Raw genomic sequence first — 16,352 nt, forward strand, 5'->3', positions numbered from 1 at the left:
CCGGATCGTGCTCAGGCGCCGGCGACGAGCAGGTTCACCATGTTCCAGCTGACGATGGCCGCGTAGGCCAGCACCGAGCCGGCGAGCGCCCGGTTCACCACCTTGGAGTCCGGCGGGCAGCAGTTGACCACGAAGGCCACCAGGGCCACGCCGCCGGTCTTCACCAACAGGGGGGCGTAGGGGTGGTGGATGATCGGCGCCATGACCGGGTTGGCCTCGGTGCCGCCGGCGGCCAGCACCGCCCGGGTGGTGATGAGGTCGAGGACGTTGAGCAGGGCCAGCGCCACCAACAGCACCCACCGACTGCCCACCAGGGGCACGTGGTTGGGGTCGTCCACGGCCGGCGCGAGGCTCGGCAGTTCGGGCTCGGCCTGCCACGCCGGGGCGTCGAGACCTCGCAGATCGATGACGGCGCCCTCGCGCAGGTCGAGGACGAGATCGTCCTTGACCGGCGCCGGCGCCTCGTCGGCCAGAGAAACCCAGGATTCCCGCTCAAGTCCCCGTTGCTCCATGCCGAAGACCCTAGACCACTTTTCTCACTATGTGGGCAAATTGCCCACGCTCAGTGAACATTTCCCTGGGCCGGACGGCCCAGTCCGGTGGGCCCGGGGACTCAGGCGGCGAGCGGCTCGGGGGCGAGGATGGGGGTCGGGGCGACCTCCCAGTAGTCCCGCCAGGCGCAGATGAGCCCGTCCCGCAGCTCGAAGGCGCCGATCACGTCCATCTCCAGGGTCACGCCGTCGAGCAGCACGTAGCGCTCGATGCGCTCCACCATGACCAGGTCGCCTTGCTCGGCCACCGCGGTCACCTCGACCTCGATGTGGTCGAAGAGGGAGCGGAAGCTGACGAGGGTCTCGCCGATGGCGAGCGGGCCGAGCACCTCGGAACCCTGTACGGGGACGTTCTCGTAGATGGCGTCGGCGGTGAAGAAGTCAGCGGCTGCCGGGGGGAGCCCCAGCTCGGGCCACGAGGTCACCCACAACACGATCTGCTCGGCGTTGGTCCCCATGCCTTCGAAGGTACGTGTGACCGGTCGGTACGTGAATGGGCCGATCGGACCCTTCCCGGCGGCCCACGGTGGGCCGTCGGCCCCACGTCGCCCCGGCCCCGCCGGCGCTACCGGCCGGCGCGGCGCCGCCACGCCGCCTCCTCCTCGCCGAGCGGGGTCGAGGGGGCGCCGTCCACGAAGGGCCAGATCTCCTCGGCGATGCGACGCCAGTTGGCGGTGGCCCGCAACTCGCCGAGCACCGCGTAGAGGCCGAGGTTGATGCGCTGGATGATGACGAAGCTGGGCGGGACGTTGGCCGCCTTCATGATGTCACCGTGGGGTCCCGTGAGGTCGAAGACCTGACGCACGGTCTCCGAGGCGTAGGCCTCGTCGATCGTCGTCACCTGGTCCTCGAGCACGAACTCGTAGAAGTGGCCGAAGTAGTCCTCCACCTCCTGGTCGGTGAACGGCTCCCCCGCCTTCAGCAGTCCGACGTCCTCGATCACCTTGCGGAAGGCCGCCACGTCGGGGTGCAACACCATCGTGTCGATCATGTCGTGGAAGACCTTCACCTCGTCCGGGGTGAAGCGCTTCACGAGGCCGAAGTCCAGGAACGTGACCCGACCGCCGGGCTCGAACAGGTAGTTGCCGGGGTGCGGGTCGCCGTTGAAGGCCTTGAGGCGGTAGAGGCTGCCGAACACGAACCGGTAGATGGCCTCGGCGGCGAGGTTGCGCTCCTCCGGGGACCACGTGGCCAGCTCGTCGAAGCGCACGCCGGGCGCCCACTCCGTGGTGAGCACCCGCTGCGTGGACAGCTCGTCCACCACCGCCGGCACCGTGATGAAGGGGTGCCCCTCGTAGTACTCGGCGAAGAGCCGCTGGTTCTCGGCCTCGAGGGTGTAGTCGAGCTCCTCCACCAGGCGCGCCTTCAGCTCCTCCACGAGGGCCTTCGGGTCGAGCCCGGGGAACAACATCCCCGTCGCCGAGAAGAGCAGGTCGACGTTGGCCAGGTCGGCCCGGATGGCGTCGTCCACCCCCGGGTACTGGACCTTCACCGCCACTTCCCGCCCGTCGTGGGTGACGGCGTGGTGCACCTGCCCGATCGACGCCGAAGCGACCGGGAGGGGGTCCCAGTCCGCGAAGACCTCCTCGGGGGGTGCCCCCAGCTCCCGCTCGACGACGCCGGCGGCGAGCTCGGGGGCCATCGGCGGCGCGTCCTGGCGGAGGTCGGCCAGCGCCCCCCGGACGTGCTCGGGGAGCCCCTGGTCGAGGTAGCTGGCCATCTGGCCCAGCTTCATCAGGGCGCCCTTCATGTTGCCCAGCGCCTCGGCCACCGCCTCGGCGGTCTTCAGCTGGAACTGCTGGTCGAGGTGCTCTCGCTGGTGAGCGGGCGCCACCGCCCTGCGGGCCCGGTGCACCACGTACGAGCCCGACGACCGAGCGCCCACCTTGGCCAGATCGACGCTCCGGGCAGCGCGCGACGTGCCCTGCACCACCAGCGGGCCGGCCGACTCGGAGTTTGCTTTCCGTCGCCACCAGACCGCACCTGCAATCACCGCAGCGCCGGCCGCCGCGAGGGTGACGCCGAGGAGCGGAGCGGAGCGGCGCCATCGACGAACCGGATGCCGAAGGCGTGCCGACGAAGGAGGCGCCAATGTCACGCGGGCGGCAGGTCGCCGGTCACGGTGGTGTAGAGGATGCGGGCCATGGCCGTGCGCACGTCGGCGGTGCGGATGCCCCAGAACTCGAAGCCGTACCGGTGGGCCGATACGTGGGCGAGCATGGCGCTGAGGACCCCGGCGGTGGCCATGGGGTCGACGTGGTCGCGCCGGGGGCGGCCCTGGCGCTCGACGATGACGTCCTGCAGGGCCACGGTGAACTCGTTCATCAGCCGCGTGCGGATGCTCTGGAAGCGGCCGTCGCCCTCACCGGTCGCGAGGTCGACCACCCGCAGGACCGAGTGGTGGCGGTCCCAGAAGTCGATGAAGCCGTCGGCGACGGCGAGGGCCGTGCCATAGCCGCGCTCGCCGTCCCAGTCGCCCTCGCGCACGAGGCGGATGAGCTGCTCGGACCCCTCGCGCGCCATCTCCTCGGCCAGCACGAGGATGGCCGCCTCGACGTCCGGGAAGTACTGGTAGAAGGTCGCCGGCGAGGTCCCGGCCTCCCGGGCGATGTCCACCACCTTGAGGTCCCGGTAGGAGGTGGTGGTCAACATGGCCGAGGTGCGGTCGAGCAGGCGCTGGCGGGTGGCGAGGCCGCGGCGCCCCGGCACCCGGCCGTCGACCGCCCGCAACTCCTCCTCGACGGGCTCCGCGCCGGTCGGGGGGACGGCGTCGGCGGCCACCGGCGTCAGGCCCAGCAGCCGACGACGTCGTCGACCGTCGTCACCGTGGCCAGCAGGGACAGGGTGTTGTCGATCACGGCGTCGGCGTAGTCCTCGGGGATGCCGGCCACGGCGTCGCGCGGCAGCACGAACTGGTAGCCGGCGTTCACCGCGTCCATGGCGAAGTTGGTCATGCCCACGTTCACCGAGACGCCGACGCCCACGACGGTCGTGGCGCCGAGGTTGCGCAGCACCGGGTCGAGGTCGGTGCCGCCCATGGGGCCGAGGCCGTGCAGCCGGGTGAGGACGACATCGGTGTCGACCACGCCGATCTCGGGGATCACCTCGACCGCGGGCGTGCCCGGCAGCAGTTCGACCGAGAGCTTGCGCATGCCTTGGAAGAGGCGGGCGTTGGCGTTGGAGCCCTGCCCGTCGGCGCGGCGGGCCGCCACGCAGTGGACCACGGGCACGCCCGCCGAGCGCGCGGCCGCCACCAGGCGGGCGGCCGCGGGGATCATGTGCCGCCGGGCGATCTCGGCCAGCTGCGGCAGTGCCGCCTCGTGCCCGATGACCCCGTTCTGGCACTCCTGGGTGACCACCACCGTGTGAGCGGGGTCGACGAGGGCGCGCAGTTCGACCGCCATCAGAGCCTCGGGAGGACCTCGTGCTCGAACAGTCGCAGACCCTCCCACGCCGTGGCGGGGTCGATGCCACCGCACAGGGGGTGGAACACGAGCACCCGGCCGGGCTCCTTGGCGTAGGCCACGCACTCGTCCGGGGTGAGGATCTGGAACAGGCCGTCGGCCCGCAGCTCGTCGACGGTGGCCACCTCACGGTGCACCGCCGAGCGCTGGCCGGCGCGCTGCCAGCTCGCGTAGGTGGCGGTGTCGTGGAGCAGGTGTCGGCCGACCTCCGCCCACATGGCATCGGGGTCGAGGGCGACGATCACGTTCTGGACGTCGGGTGCCGGCATGATGCACATTCCCGGCTCGAAGCCGTTGGCCCGCGACTCCTCCTCGAACCAGGCCCGCAGCTGCGGGTCGTGGATGGCGGGCTGGAAGCCGAGGCCGAGGCGACCGGCCCGGCGGGCGGCGATCTCGGTCGACCCGCCGACGAGGACGAGCGGGTGCGGGGTGCTGTAGGGCTTCGGGGTCACCCGGACGGTCGTCCCGCGGTAGGCGAAGGGCTCACCGGTCCAGGCCTGCACCATCACCCGGAGCTTCTCCTCCATGAGGGCGCCCCGGCCCTTCCACGGCACCCCGAACAACTCGTACTCCTCCGGGCGGTATCCGAGGCCGGCGACCACGCTGAAGCGGCCGCGCGAGAGCAGGTCCAGAGCGGCGATGTCCTCGGCGAGGCGGACGGGATCGTGCAGCGGCACGAGCAGGGCCTGCACGCTCACCGGCGAGGTGCGGGTCGCCCCGAGCACGGCGCCCGACAGCGCCAGGGGCGCCGACATGAAGCCGTCGTCGGCCGAGTGGTGCTCGGACAGCACGATGGCCTCGGCGCCGAGGCCATCGGCCCACGCCGCCATCTCGATCGCGGCCGAGTAGAGGTCCGCCGCCGGGGCGCCGAAGTCGGGCGCCCGGAGGTCGAAGCGGATGACGTACCTGGCCATGGAGGAGCTCCTGCGAAAAGCTGACGGGATGTCAGATACTGGCACCCTCACCGAGGCGCTGCGAGGCGCAGCCACCCGCTTCGGGGACGCCCCCGCGTTCGTCGACGCCGGTGGGTGGCCCATCGGCTTCGCCCAGCTCGACCGGGTCACCGACGAGGTGGCCGCGGCCCTGGCCGCGACCGGCGTCGGTGAAGGGTCGGTGGCCGCCCTGCTCCTGGGCTCGACGGTCGACTACGCCGTCGCCTACCTCGCCCTCGCGAAGCTCGGCGCGGTCACCGCCGGGGTCAACCCCCGGTTCACCGCCGACGAGCAGCGCCGCTGCCTCGAGGTGGTGCGCCCGGACCTCGTCCTCACCGCCGAGGCCGGGGGTGCGTCCGACGCCGCCGGGGCCCAGGTGCTGGTGGTCCCGCGTGCCACGGCAGTCGACGAGCTGTTCGCGGGCCGGCGCCTGGCGGGCGGCACGCCCCCTCCACTGGCGCCGGACCCCGACCGGCCCGTGACCATCGTCTTGACCTCCGGCACCACCGGCCGGCCCAAGGGCGCGGTGTTCACCGACCGTCAGCTCGCCGCCGTGGTCGAGATCGACACGGGAGGAGCCTGGGGCGGCGGCGGGCCCATGCTGGCCGGCACCGAGCTGGCCCACGTCGGCTTCATGACCAAGCTCCCCTGGTACCTGCGCAAGGCCCACACCCTGCACCTGCTCGACAAGTGGCGGGCCGCCGAGGTGCTCCGCATCGTCGAGCGCACCGGGATGGCCGCCGTCGGTGGGGTCGCACCTCAGATCGCCCTGTTGCTCGCCCTCCCCGACTTCGACGAGCACGACCTCGGCGCCGTCCAGGCGCTCATCGTCGGCGGTGGCCCCTCCTCCCCCGCCCTCGTCGAGGAGGCCCGACGGCGCTTCGGCGCCGCGTACTCCATCCGCTACTCGTCCACGGAGTCGGGCGGGGTGGGGACGGGCACGGCCTTCGACGCCGACGACGAGGAGGCCCTGCACACCGTCGGCCGCCCCCGTGCGGGGATCGACCTGGCCATCCGCGACGAGGAGGGCCACGACCTCCCGCCCGGCGAGGTCGGCGAGGTGTGCCTGCGCTCGGGCGCGGTCATGGACCGTTACTGGCGCGATCCCGAGGCGACGGCCACCACCCTGGTGGACGGCTGGCTCCGCACAGGTGACCTCGGCTACCGGGACGATGCCGGCTGTCTGCGCCTCGCCGGTCGACGCAAGGAGATGTACATCCGCGGGGGCTACAACGTGTATCCGATGGAGGTGGAGGCCGTGCTGGCCTCGCACCCCACCGTGGCCGACGTCGCCGTGGCCCCTCGGCCCGACCCCGTGATGGGCGAGATCGGCGTGGCCGTGGTCGTGGCGCGCGACGCGGACGACCCGCCCACGCTCGACGACCTGCGCACGCACGCCCGCGAGCGGCTCTCGGCCCACAAGCTGCCCGAGGCGCTGCGCCTCGTGGACGAGTTGCCCCTGACCACGGGGCAGAAGGTGGACCGCGCCGCCCTCGCGGCCCACGAGTCCCGGGCCGGATCGCCGCGGGAACCTTCGGGGCCCCGCTGACGTTGCTGTCGGCGTGAGCTCCGAGTCGGTCGACGCCCGTCCCGACCTGCGGGACCCGGCGCGCCTCGCCGGCGTCGTCGCCGCGGCCACCGCCCTGGCGGTCACCGAGCTGGTCCGGGCCGTCACCGCCGATGCGCCCTCGCTCATCGTCGCCGTCGGCGACGTCTTCGTCGACGGCCTCCCCGGCGACGTCACCCGGACCGTGATCGGGGCCATCGGCACCGCCGACAAGCCCGCCCTGCTCATCGGCATCGTGGTCGTCTCCCTGCTCATCGGGGCCAGGACCGGCACCGCCGCCCTCTCCCGGCGGTGGGTCGGCGATGTGGTGTTCGTCGCCTTCGGCCTGCTCGGGGCGCTCACCGGGATGCGGGCGCCGCTCACCACCGACGGCGGTGCGATCGCCGCCGCCACCCTCGGGGCTGCCACCGGTGCCCTCAGCCTGCGCCTCCTCCTGCGTACGGCCGCAGCCTGGACCGCTCCCGACCACGCCGGGGGCGCCGACGCCGGGCGACGCCAGTTCCTCGCGCTGGCGGGTGCCACCGGGGTGTTCGCCGCCGCCGTGGGCCTGATGGGCCGATCGCTCGGTCTCGGCCGCACCGTCGAGGCGGCCCGTGCCGACGTGGTCCTGCCCGAGGTCACGGGGGGCACCCGCCCCACCGCCGCCGACGCCGGCCTCGACGTGGAAGGCATCACCCCCCAGGTGACGCCCAACGCCGATTTCTACCGCATCGACACCGCCCTCACCGTCCCCCAGGTGGACCCCGCCGGCTGGACGCTCACCATCGACGGGATGGTGGACGAGCCCCTCGAGCTGACCTTCGCCGAGTTGCTCGCCCTGCCGCTCGTGGAGCGTGAGGTGACCATCGCCTGCGTCTCCAACGAGGTGGGCGGCGACCTGGTCGGCAACGCCCGCTGGCTCGGCGTCCCCCTCCGGTCGCTGCTGCGCGAGGCGGGTGTGCAGGACGGCGCCACGCAGGTCATGGGCCACTCGGTCGACGGCTTCACGGCCGGCTTCCCCACCGAGCTCCTCGACGACGACCGCCCCGCCCTGGTGGCGGTCGGCATGAACGGGGAGCCGCTTCCCCTCGAGCACGGGTTCCCCGCCCGTCTGATCATCGGTGGGATCTACGGCTACGTGTCCGCCACCAAGTGGCTCCAACGCATCGAGCTGACCACCCTTGACGCCGCCGACGGCTACTGGATCCCGCGGGGCTGGGCCAAGGAGGCCCCCATCAAGACCCAGACCCGCATCGACACCCCACGCAGCAGTGACCAGCACGCCGGATCGGTCCCCGTCGCCGGCGTGGCCTGGGCCCCCACCAGAGGCATCGCCAAGGTCGAGGTGCAGGTCGACGACGGGCCCTGGGAGGAGGCGCGGCTCGGTCCCGGCACGAGCGACGACACCTGGCGACAGTGGGTGTACGACTGGCGGCCCGAGCCGGGTCGCTACCGACTCCGGGCACGCGCCACCGATGGCGACGGCGAGACCCAGACCGAGGACACCGCTCCCCCCGCGCCCGACGGGGCCACCGGCTACCCCACCCGCACCGTCACCGTCACCTGAGGCCTCGCGTTCAGGCGGCGGCGACGTCGAACACGTGACGGGCCGCGCCGAAGCCGCCGGCGGCCGCATAGCGCTCGAGGCTGGCCGCGAACGCGTCGCCGTCCGGGCCCCGGTACCAGCCCGCCAGCCACTCGACCCGATCGCAGCGCCGCAGCCGCAACTGGGCGACCCCGGCCGTGCCCGCCACCTCGGGCACGTCCTCGATCCCGCTCAGCACGATGACGTCGTCGGCCTCGCGCCGGCGGTCGGAGGCGTAGAGCTCGCCCCACACGCGTCCGGGAGCGACCACCACGACCCGAGGCCGCCGCAGGCGCCGCAGGCGCTCCACGGGACCGGGCCACGTACTGCCGTTGCCTCGTAGGGGCACCGCACCTCCCGGGGACGATCGACGGGTGGAACCGGACGGGGGAACCGGACGGGTGGAACCGGTCGGCGGCTCGACCGACGGAAGAAGGGGCGAGCCGCATCGACCATTCGGACCATAAGCACCGGGTCCGCTGTCCGCAATAGACACCCCTGTAGCGTCAGCTCCGACGACACGCCCCCGTCAGCGCCCGGAGCCCGGCAAGGTCACCGTGGCCGTAGTCGTCGCGGCGAACCGGCGCGGCGTTCATCAGCACCTGCTCGGGTGGGTCGCCGGCGTGGTCGAGGCCCCAGACGTGGCCGAGCTCGTGGGCGACCAGCGCCCGGAGCCCGGAGGGCGACAGCGCCCGGATCCGCGACGGCCAGAGGTACACGTAGCCGCCGAGGTAGCGGTCGCCCGCCCCGGACGGCTTGGGGTGGCCGTACGCGACCGGTCGGCCCGGGGCATCGAAGGTGGTGAACTCGATGATCACCCGGCCGCCGTGCGCACGAGGGTCGAACCCGGTGCCGACGCGCTCGCTGGTGTACCCCTGGAACCTCCAGTCGACGCCGGTGGCGGCCTCGAGCCGCTGCACGGCTCGCACCACGGCGACGAGCTGCCAGTCGCCGGCGGCACCGTGGGGGTTGATGCGGAACGGCATCGGACCGCAACGCTGCGCCACCGGCGCGCCCCCACCGCCCACGGCGAGGAAGCGGTACTCCATCCCGTAGCAGCCCGCCAGCAACGACGCCCCCAACACGACGAGCACGAACGCCGTCGCCCGGCGGCGCCCCCGCTCACGCGTCCACGGCGAACACATGGCGAGCCGTTCCGAAGAGGCCGACGGCTGCGGCCCGCTCGACCGCGATCGCCAGGTCGCGCCCATGCGGGCCGGCCGACCAGCCCGGCAACCAGACGATCCGGTCGCCCCGCCGCAACTCGGCCCCGTCGAGCAGGGCCATCGAGCCCGGCCCGACGAGCGCCAGCACCTCGCCGCCGGGTGGGGGCCGACGGGCGAGGTACCGGCGAACGGCGGCCGTGTCCGAGGCGATCAGCACCACCTGCGGACACGACCGCCGCCGCCGTCGGAACCGACCGGGACCGCTCGTGGTGGCTCGCGGCGCCGGCCGATCGCCGGCGCCACCCCCGCCCCGGGTGGCGCCGCCGATGGTGGCGGTGGTGGTGGTGGAGGCGCTGGTGGGGGGCACCTCCACCACCCCGCCCGTCATGCGTCCGGCTCGGGCGGCGCCAGAGCGGCGTCCGCCGTCACCGAGGCCCCGCCGCCCACGACCAGCACGTCACTGCCGTCGAACTCGGGATGGCCATCCCAGTACTCGACCTGCCGGGCGCCCGTCCCGTCGACGAAGACGAGGTGGTAGTCCCCCGCGGGCAACCCCGACAGCGTGTAGCTCCCGTCGGGACCGGCGATGGCCCCGCCCGCCGGGCCTTGGGGCCCGATGGCCATCACCCAGGCGCCGCCGAGGGGATCGTCCGTCTCCTCGTCGGTGATGGTGCCGGTGATGGTGCCGGTGAGGGACGGCAGGTCGGCATCCGCGATACCCGGAGCGGTGGCGCTGACCGCGTCGGCGATGCCGGTGAGGTCGAGGTCGTCGTACCACTCCATCGCGTGGGCACCGTCGCTCGGGACGAACTCGAGCTTGTAGTCACCGGCCGCCACGTCGAGGGAGTACTCCCCGTTGGCATCGGTGACGGTTCCCCTCGCCATCGTGTAGTCGGCGGCCGTCAGGGCGATGACGTGCACCCCGGCGAGCGGCACTCCGGTCCCCTCCTCGGTGACCGTCCCGGTGAGGGTGGAGCCGCCGGGGGGCGGCGTCGCCACCGGGAGGGCACCGTCGGAGGTCGCGGCCACGCCCGCGTCCACGGCGACCGGGGTCGCCTGCTGGATGGTGGGCGAGTCGGGGGCGAAGCGAGGCGAGTGGGCGCCCGTCGGATCGACCCAGGCCACGAAGTGGTCACCGGTCGGCAGCGGGCCCAGGGTGTAGTCCCCGTTGCCGTCGACGGCCACGATCTGCTCGGGACCGAACGGCGTGCCGCCCACGGCGACCGCCCACGCCCCGGGCAGGGGGTCACCGCTACCGGCGTCGGTCACCGTTCCCTGCACGGTGCCCTTCGTCGGGTCCATGGCCGGGTCGACGTCGACCGTGGCCTCCGAGGCGACGACCACCAGGTCCGGGGCCCCGAAGAAGCCACTGGTGTGATCGCCGGAGGCGTCCACCAGGTACAGGAAGTAGGTGCCCGGTGGCAACGTCAGGGCGTAGTCGCCCTGAGCGTCGGTGATGTCGCTGCCCACCAACTGGAAGTCGTCGGTGCGCAGGGCGACCACCCAGATGTCGGCCAGCGGGTCGCCGGAACCGGACTCCGTGACGGTGCCCGCAGCCTGCCCGGGTGCCGGCGTGACCGTCGTGGTCACGACGTTCGAGAGGGCGGCGGCGAACTCCGCCGTGGTCACCGCACCGACGTTGATGCGTGTGCCGACGTGGGCGTTGGACGGCGTGAAGGTGCAGTCCACGGTGACGTCGGCCCCGACCGCCAGGTCGGCGACGGGCCCGGCACAGGCGGGGGCGTTGCCGTCGATGATGCCGATGCCGGTCAGGGGCACGTTGCCGGTGTTGGTGGCGGTGAGCTGGTAGTGGATCGGCGACCCGGCGGCCACCGTGGTCTCAGCGGCCTCCTTCTCGAGGGTGATGGCCGGGGCGCGGGCCTCCACCTCGACGTCGACCTGGTTCGACTGCACGGCGTCGATCTGGTCGGCGTCGACCGTGGCGGCGTTCTCGAAGGTGCCGGCGTCGGCGTTGGTCGGCGTGTACTCGCAGTCGACCGTCACCTCCTCGTTCGGCGCCAGGTCGGCGACGACCTGGGCGGCGCAGTCCGGCACCGCCGGGTCGGCGATGTCGATCCCGGTCAGGGTGAGCGCCGAGGTGTTGTGGAGGTCCAGGTGGTAGTGGATCGTCTCGCCGGCGATGACGTGGTCCTCGTCGGCGGTCAGGGCCACGGCCAGCGGCTCGTTCACCGTGACGACGACCTCGTTCGAGTCGACCGGATCGGTCCGGTCGGAGTCGACCTGGGCGGTGTTCGGGTACTCGCCCACGTCGGCGGCGACCGGTGTGTACGTGCAGTCCACGACGGTGGAGGCGCCCACGGCCAGGTCGAACACCGGGTCGTCACCGCAGTCGGGGGCGGCCGCATCGGTCACGTCGACGTCATGGAGGTCGACGTTGCCCGTGTTCTCGATGGCGAGGTGGTAGTGGATGGTCTCGCCGAGATCGACGTCCTCCTCGTCCGCCGACTTCACGACCTCGAGGGCCGGGTCGGGGACGATCACCGTGTAGGTGCGGGTCAGGGTCGTCTCGTGGCCGTCCTCGTCCTCCGCGGTCACGGTGAAGTCGTGCTCACCCTCGGTCGAGGTGTCGATGGGGTCGCCGTCGGCGACGTTGCCCTCGCACGAGGAGACGGCGGTGTCGTCGACGCAGGTGAAGTCGGCGAGGACCTCGTCGTCGAGCTCGTAGACCGCGCCGTCCACCGGCGTGTTGATGGTGATGTGGGGGCCGACCACGTCGTGGTCGTCACCCATGGTGAAGTCGTCGAAGGTGACGGTCTCACCCCCGGCGCAGGGCACCACCCACGGCTGCTGCTGACCGGCTCCACAGCGCCAGCGCAGGATGATGTCGTTGAAGGCGAACGGGCCGGTGGCGTCCTTCAGGAACGTGGTGGTGTGCAGCTCGCCGTCGGCGATGTAGTCGACGGTGCCGTCCGTGCGCTCACCGGCGTAGACCGTGTGGCCTTCCGCCGGACGGGGCCCGACGCAGGCCTGGTCGTCCTCGGGGTACACGATCTCCTCGAGGGCGGGAGCGAGGTTGTACCGGGCGTAGCCCAGGGCACCGCAGGCGAACAGCGACCCAGCCTGGAGCCGGGGGTCGTCCACCGGGCGGGTGGAGTCGATGAACATGTCGATGCCCTGGTACGAGGTCCCGTCGTCGGTGTAGGAGAACTCCACCCACGGGGTGCCGTCGTCGTTGATGTCGGGCGTGCCCACCAGGTGCAGCCAGCTCTGGCCGGCGGCGAGGCGGGTGAAGTCCACGCCCCCGTCGCCGTTGACCACGGCGGTGCCGTTGAGGACGTCCCAGACCTCGCCCTTCCAGGTCAGGTCGACGATGGCGGTGTCGGCGTTGCTGTCGGGTCCGGCGCCGGCCACGTTCTTGGCCCGCACCTTGTAGGTGTGGGGGGCGCTGCTCGCTGCGGCGCCCGCGTCCTGGTAGGTCAGCGTCGAGCCGTCCGTCGTGTGGATCAGCGCGTTGTCGCGGTAGACGTCGTAGCCCGTGATCGGGCTGCCACCGTTGCTGGCCGGCGCCGTCCACGCCAGGTCGACCACGCTGCCGTCCTCGGTGGCGGTGAACCCCGTGGGCGCACCCGGCAGGGCCGGGGTGACCGTGGTGGTCACGATGTTCGAGAGGGCGAAGGCGTACTCGGCGCTCATCACCGCGGCGGCGTTGGCGCGGGTGCCCACGTCGCCCGTGGTGGTGGCGTAGGTGCAGTCGACCGTTGTGCTGGCGCCGACTGCGAGGTTCGCGATCGGGCCCGCGCACGTCGGCGCGTTCGGGTCCACGACGCCCAGCCCTGTCAAGGGGATGTTCCCGGCGTTGGTGACGGTGAGGTGGTAGTGCAGCGCGGCCCCCGCCACCGCGGTCGGCTCGTCGACTGCCTTGGTGATGGTCAGCGCGGGCGCCGGCGTGAGCACGTTGTACGTGTGGGTGACCGAGGTCTCCTGGCCCTGGTCGTCCACGCCCGTGACGGTGAACTCGTGCTCACCGTCGGTGGAGGTGTCGATCGGGTCGCCGTCGGGAACGTCACCCGTGCACGAGGCGATGCCGCTGGCGTCGGCGCAGGTGTAGTCGGCCGGGACGGAGAGGCCGTTGTAGTAGGTCACGCCGTCCGGCGGGGTGGTGATGGTCACCACGGGCGGGTCCTCGTGGTGGTCGTCGCCCATGGCGAAGTCGTCGAAGGTGACGGTCTCGCCACCTGCGCACGGCACCACCCAGGGCGCTGGCGTGGTGCTCCCGCACCGCCAGCGCAGGATGATGTCGTTGAAGGCGAACGTCCCGGTGAAGTCCTTCAGGAACGTGTTGGAGTGCCAGTCGCCGTCGACCTCGTAGTCGACCGTGCCGTCCGAACGCTGGCCGACGTAGAGCGAGTGGGCCGTCGCCGAGCGGGGCCCGACGCAGGCCTGGTCGTCGCTCGGGTAGACGATCTCCTCCACCGCGGGGATCGAGTGGCGGGCGTAGCCGAGGCTGTCGCAGCTGAACAGCGAGCCCGCCGAGATGCGGGGATCGTCGCCGGGGTTCTCCTCGGAGTCGATGAACAGGTCGATGCCCTGCCACGACGTGCCGTCGTCCTGGTAGTCGAAGCGGACCCAGGGCGTGCCGTTCTCGTTGATGGGCGCGTCGCCGACGAGGTGGAGGTAGCTCTCACCGCTGCTCAGGCGGGTCAGGTCGACGCCGCCGTCACCGTTGACCACGGCGGTGCCGTTGACGACGTCCCAGACCTGACCCTTCCAGGACAGGTCCACGATGGCCGTGTCGGTGTTGCTGTCCGCCGACGAGCCCACGGCGTTCTCGGCGGTGACCTTGTACGTGTGCGCCTGGCTGCTCGCCGGCGCGGTCGTGTCCTGGAAGCTGGTGGTGACCGCGTCGGTGGTCCCGATGGGGCTGCCGTCCCGGTAGACGGTGTAGCCGGTGATCGGGCTCCCGCCGTCGCCGGCGGGGGCGTCCCAGTCGAGGTCGACGGTGCTGGCCGACTCGGAGGCACTCAGGTTGGTGGGGGCGTCCGGGACCGCCAGGGTCTCGGTGGCGATGGAGAGGTTGTCGATCAGGAACCCGAAGCCGTCCGTGGCAGGCGCCGCGGTACCCGACGACCGGAAGAGCAGAGAGTCGACGGTGCGGGTGGGGTTGCCTTCGCAATCCCGGAAGTAGTCCTCCCAGCTGGTCCCCGTGTGGACGAGGCCACCGTCCACGTACACCTGCACGACGTCGTTGGCGGCGCCGTCGACGAAGTCCATGACGATCGTGATGGTGTGGGCGGCGCCGCGGTCGAGGCCCGAGGCGATCTCGGTCTGTACGAAGTCACCCGAACACCCGGGGTCGTCGCCCTTCTGGAAGTCGTTGAAGAGCACCGCGAGGCCATCGGCGTGGTCCTCCATGCGCACCCAGCTCATGCGGGCGCCGTCGCCGCGGTCGGGACTGGCAGTGATCCCCAGGCCGGTCTGCTCGGCGCTCGGGTTCGCGGACGAGAAGTCCCACTGGGCGGTGAACCGGGTCTGACGGGTGCCACCCGACAGCCCACCGGCGTCAGCGGACGGCTCACCGGCCTCGTCGGGCGCGGAGGGCGAGAAGACCTGGTCCCCGAACGAACCCTGGGTGAAGGCGTTTGAGAAGCGCCACGACTGCGCTCCGAACGACGGCGGGGCGTCGACGTTGGTCACGACCTCCTGGTCGAGGTTGGGATTCACCGGGATGGCGAGGCCCTGGGCGCCCCAGCCCTGCTGGCCGTCGACGGACCCTGGCGCGTAGTCCGGGGCCTCGAAGTCGGAGGGCGGGGGCGAGCTCGCCGCCGCCGGCGTGGCCACCAGTGGGCTGCCGGCGACGGCGAGCACGGCACCGGCCACCACCGCCACCATCCGGTGTCGAATGCGGCCACGGCCGCGCTGGTACTTGGACATCGTCTCGCCCCTCCCAGGGTGCATATACAGCGACGAGTGGGTACTCCGGCCCGTCATTTGCCGTAGTAAGCCGCACAGGAGGTCACTCCACAAGGGACATCACTGTCGCCAACCTCGACACCCATGTCCACGTCGGCGACAGGGGTGTAACGACTCTCTACCGGGCTGTCGAGTCGCGCTACAGCCACGCGACAATTCGCGTGGACAGCCGCGTCACATCAGTCGACAGTCCTGTCGATCAACACGACAGAGGTGGAGTGCGCGCCCACCCATCGACAACCGATCGACCACCGAATGCGGTCGTCGCGTGCGCCCCGCGTGTCGGCGCGCGGGGGCGCGGGTCGGCCCCGGGCGGCACGTGAGCGTGCCGCCCGGCCCCCTCGACGGCGTTCAGCCCGCGGACTCGACCAGGGTGGGCTCGGTCAGGTCCGTCACCACTTGGACCACCATCACATCGAACAGGCGACGCGCCCGGCGGGCGTCGCCCATGAAGGCGGCCTCGATGACGAAGCCGTTGATCTGCGCGCGCACCCCGCGCGCCACGTCCTCGAGGGTGTGCGGTGCGCACGGCCGACGGTTGTGCTCGGTCAGGATCTCGGCCAACGCGGTCTCCAGCTGCTCCACCGAGTCCTGGTAGAAGGCCTCGGCCAGCTCACGTGGCCGACCGTCGCCGAGCTGCCCCATGGCCAACAGCCCGATGCGTACGGCCCCCTTCGGGTCGTCCCACAGGCGGTCGATCTCCTTACGCGCGTGCTGGCGCACGCGATCCTCGAAGGTGGTGGCCGGCGGGTCGATCAGCGATCGACGTTCCTGCGGCTCGTCCGAGATCGAGAAGACGACCTCCATGAGCTCACCCACGTAGTCGCACTGGGTGTCCCAGTGCCGGTAGAAGGTCTGGCGGTGGTAGCCGGCCTCGGCGGCGACGGTTCCTGCAGTGAGGCTGCGAAGGATCGTGGCCCGACCTTCACGGAACAGGCGAATGCCTGCCTCGATCAGCTGGTCACGGGTGGTCGGTTGCTGCGATCGCATGGAGGCCCTGCCCAAAGGTCGGCGGTCAGAGATCGACCGTTCGCCTGAGTTGTGCCCCAGGTAGTGGTGTAGGGATCGAAGGGTCCGCCTGACGCGACGATCACCGCGTCAGCCTCTTGCAGTCCTGCGATAGACGAGCGAGAGGAACCAACGCGGTGATCGACAACAACAACATGGATGCCCTGGC

Annotated in this window: 13 protein-coding genes; 2 read left to right on the forward strand and 11 right to left on the reverse strand. The window is 71.9% G+C overall.

Translation table 11 applies throughout. The features are described from left to right. Positions 1-11 precede the first annotated feature (11 nt). From JNK12_02900 to JNK12_02925, 6 genes are all read right to left on the reverse strand, one after another. A complete protein-coding gene (locus tag JNK12_02900; protein MBL8774848.1) occupies positions 12-512 on the reverse strand; it encodes a hypothetical protein in 501 nt (166 codons plus the stop codon). Between the two features lie 101 nt (positions 513-613). Further along, positions 614-1,009 carry a nuclear transport factor 2 family protein gene (locus tag JNK12_02905; GenBank protein MBL8774849.1) on the reverse strand — a complete coding sequence of 132 codons (396 nt, stop codon included), beginning with the start codon at positions 1,007-1,009 and terminating at the stop codon, positions 614-616. Between the two features lie 107 nt (positions 1,010-1,116). Beyond that, the gene (locus JNK12_02910) at positions 1,117-2,436 is read right to left on the reverse strand and encodes an AarF/ABC1/UbiB kinase family protein (protein MBL8774850.1); all 1,320 of its coding nucleotides are present in this window, start codon (positions 2,434-2,436) and stop codon (positions 1,117-1,119) included. Between the two features lie 209 nt (positions 2,437-2,645). Beyond that, on the reverse strand, positions 2,646-3,203 hold the full coding sequence (locus tag JNK12_02915) for a TetR/AcrR family transcriptional regulator (GenBank protein MBL8774851.1): 558 nt from the start codon (positions 3,201-3,203) through the stop codon (positions 2,646-2,648). A gap of 134 nt (positions 3,204-3,337) precedes the next feature. Beyond that, on the reverse strand, positions 3,338-3,955 hold the full coding sequence (locus JNK12_02920) for an isochorismatase family protein (GenBank protein MBL8774852.1): 618 nt from the start codon (positions 3,953-3,955) through the stop codon (positions 3,338-3,340). Continuing rightward, complete coding sequence (locus JNK12_02925; protein MBL8774853.1) at positions 3,955-4,929, reverse strand: LLM class flavin-dependent oxidoreductase; 975 nt, start codon at positions 4,927-4,929, stop codon at positions 3,955-3,957. Before JNK12_02925 ends, JNK12_02920 begins: the two co-directional genes overlap by 1 nt. Here JNK12_02925 and JNK12_02930 point away from each other — a divergent pair. After that, positions 4,913-6,496, forward strand: coding sequence for an acyl--CoA ligase (locus JNK12_02930; protein ID MBL8774854.1), 1,584 nt, complete (start codon positions 4,913-4,915; stop codon positions 6,494-6,496). The two genes, JNK12_02925 and JNK12_02930, sit on opposite strands and share 17 nt — an antisense overlap. A gap of 13 nt (positions 6,497-6,509) precedes the next feature. Further along, on the forward strand, positions 6,510-8,060 hold the full coding sequence (locus JNK12_02935; protein MBL8774855.1) for a sulfite oxidase: 1,551 nt from the start codon (positions 6,510-6,512) through the stop codon (positions 8,058-8,060). A gap of 10 nt (positions 8,061-8,070) precedes the next feature. On the opposite strand, the gene JNK12_02940 is transcribed toward JNK12_02935, so the two are convergent. The 5 genes from JNK12_02940 to JNK12_02960 all read right to left on the reverse strand — a co-directional run bounded on the left by JNK12_02940 (position 8,071) and on the right by JNK12_02960 (position 16,165). Further along, positions 8,071-8,388 (reverse strand): hypothetical protein, encoded by a 318-nt coding sequence (locus JNK12_02940; GenBank protein MBL8774856.1) that lies wholly within the window; start codon positions 8,386-8,388, stop codon positions 8,071-8,073. 196 nt (positions 8,389-8,584) lie between these two features. Next, positions 8,585-9,223: a hypothetical protein gene (locus JNK12_02945; GenBank protein ID MBL8774857.1), complete on the reverse strand. Its 639-nt coding sequence runs from the start codon at positions 9,221-9,223 to the stop codon at positions 8,585-8,587. Further along, on the reverse strand, positions 9,201-9,632 hold the full coding sequence (locus tag JNK12_02950) for a hypothetical protein (protein ID MBL8774858.1): 432 nt from the start codon (positions 9,630-9,632) through the stop codon (positions 9,201-9,203). The genes JNK12_02945 and JNK12_02950 overlap by 23 nt, the downstream gene beginning before the upstream one ends. Beyond that, positions 9,629-15,136: a carboxypeptidase regulatory-like domain-containing protein gene (locus tag JNK12_02955; protein MBL8774859.1), complete on the reverse strand. Its 5,508-nt coding sequence runs from the start codon at positions 15,134-15,136 to the stop codon at positions 9,629-9,631. Before JNK12_02955 ends, JNK12_02950 begins: the two co-directional genes overlap by 4 nt. A 390-nt stretch (positions 15,137-15,526) precedes the next feature. Further along, complete coding sequence (locus JNK12_02960) at positions 15,527-16,165, reverse strand: TetR/AcrR family transcriptional regulator (GenBank protein MBL8774860.1); 639 nt, start codon at positions 16,163-16,165, stop codon at positions 15,527-15,529. Positions 16,166-16,352: the final 187 nt, after the last annotated feature.

The organism is Acidimicrobiales bacterium, from assembly GCA_016794585.1.
In the GTDB taxonomy this organism is placed as follows: domain Bacteria; phylum Actinomycetota; class Acidimicrobiia; order Acidimicrobiales; family DATDAH01; genus JAEUJM01.

What these genes read in the sequence shown, in the direction of transcription:
- JNK12_02900 (MBL8774848.1), bottom strand. Translation starts at nt 512, where the DNA reads ATGGAGCAACGGGGACTTGAGCGGGAATCCTGGGTTTCTCTGGCCGAC.
- JNK12_02905 (MBL8774849.1), bottom strand. Translation starts at nt 1,009, where the DNA reads ATGGGGACCAACGCCGAGCAGATCGTGTTGTGGGTGACCTCGTGGCCC.
- JNK12_02915 (MBL8774851.1), bottom strand. Translation starts at nt 3,203, where the DNA reads ATGTTGACCACCACCTCCTACCGGGACCTCAAGGTGGTGGACATCGCC.
- JNK12_02920 (MBL8774852.1), bottom strand. Translation starts at nt 3,955, where the DNA reads ATGGCGGTCGAACTGCGCGCCCTCGTCGACCCCGCTCACACGGTGGTG.
- JNK12_02930 (MBL8774854.1), top strand. Translation starts at nt 4,913, where the DNA reads ATGACGTACCTGGCCATGGAGGAGCTCCTGCGAAAAGCTGACGGGATG.
- JNK12_02925 (MBL8774853.1), bottom strand. Translation starts at nt 4,929, where the DNA reads ATGGCCAGGTACGTCATCCGCTTCGACCTCCGGGCGCCCGACTTCGGC.
- JNK12_02945 (MBL8774857.1), bottom strand. Translation starts at nt 9,223, where the DNA reads ATGTGTTCGCCGTGGACGCGTGAGCGGGGGCGCCGCCGGGCGACGGCG.
- JNK12_02950 (MBL8774858.1), bottom strand. Translation starts at nt 9,632, where the DNA reads ATGACGGGCGGGGTGGTGGAGGTGCCCCCCACCAGCGCCTCCACCACC.
- JNK12_02955 (MBL8774859.1), bottom strand. Translation starts at nt 15,136, where the DNA reads ATGTCCAAGTACCAGCGCGGCCGTGGCCGCATTCGACACCGGATGGTG.
- JNK12_02960 (MBL8774860.1), bottom strand. Translation starts at nt 16,165, where the DNA reads ATGCGATCGCAGCAACCGACCACCCGTGACCAGCTGATCGAGGCAGGC.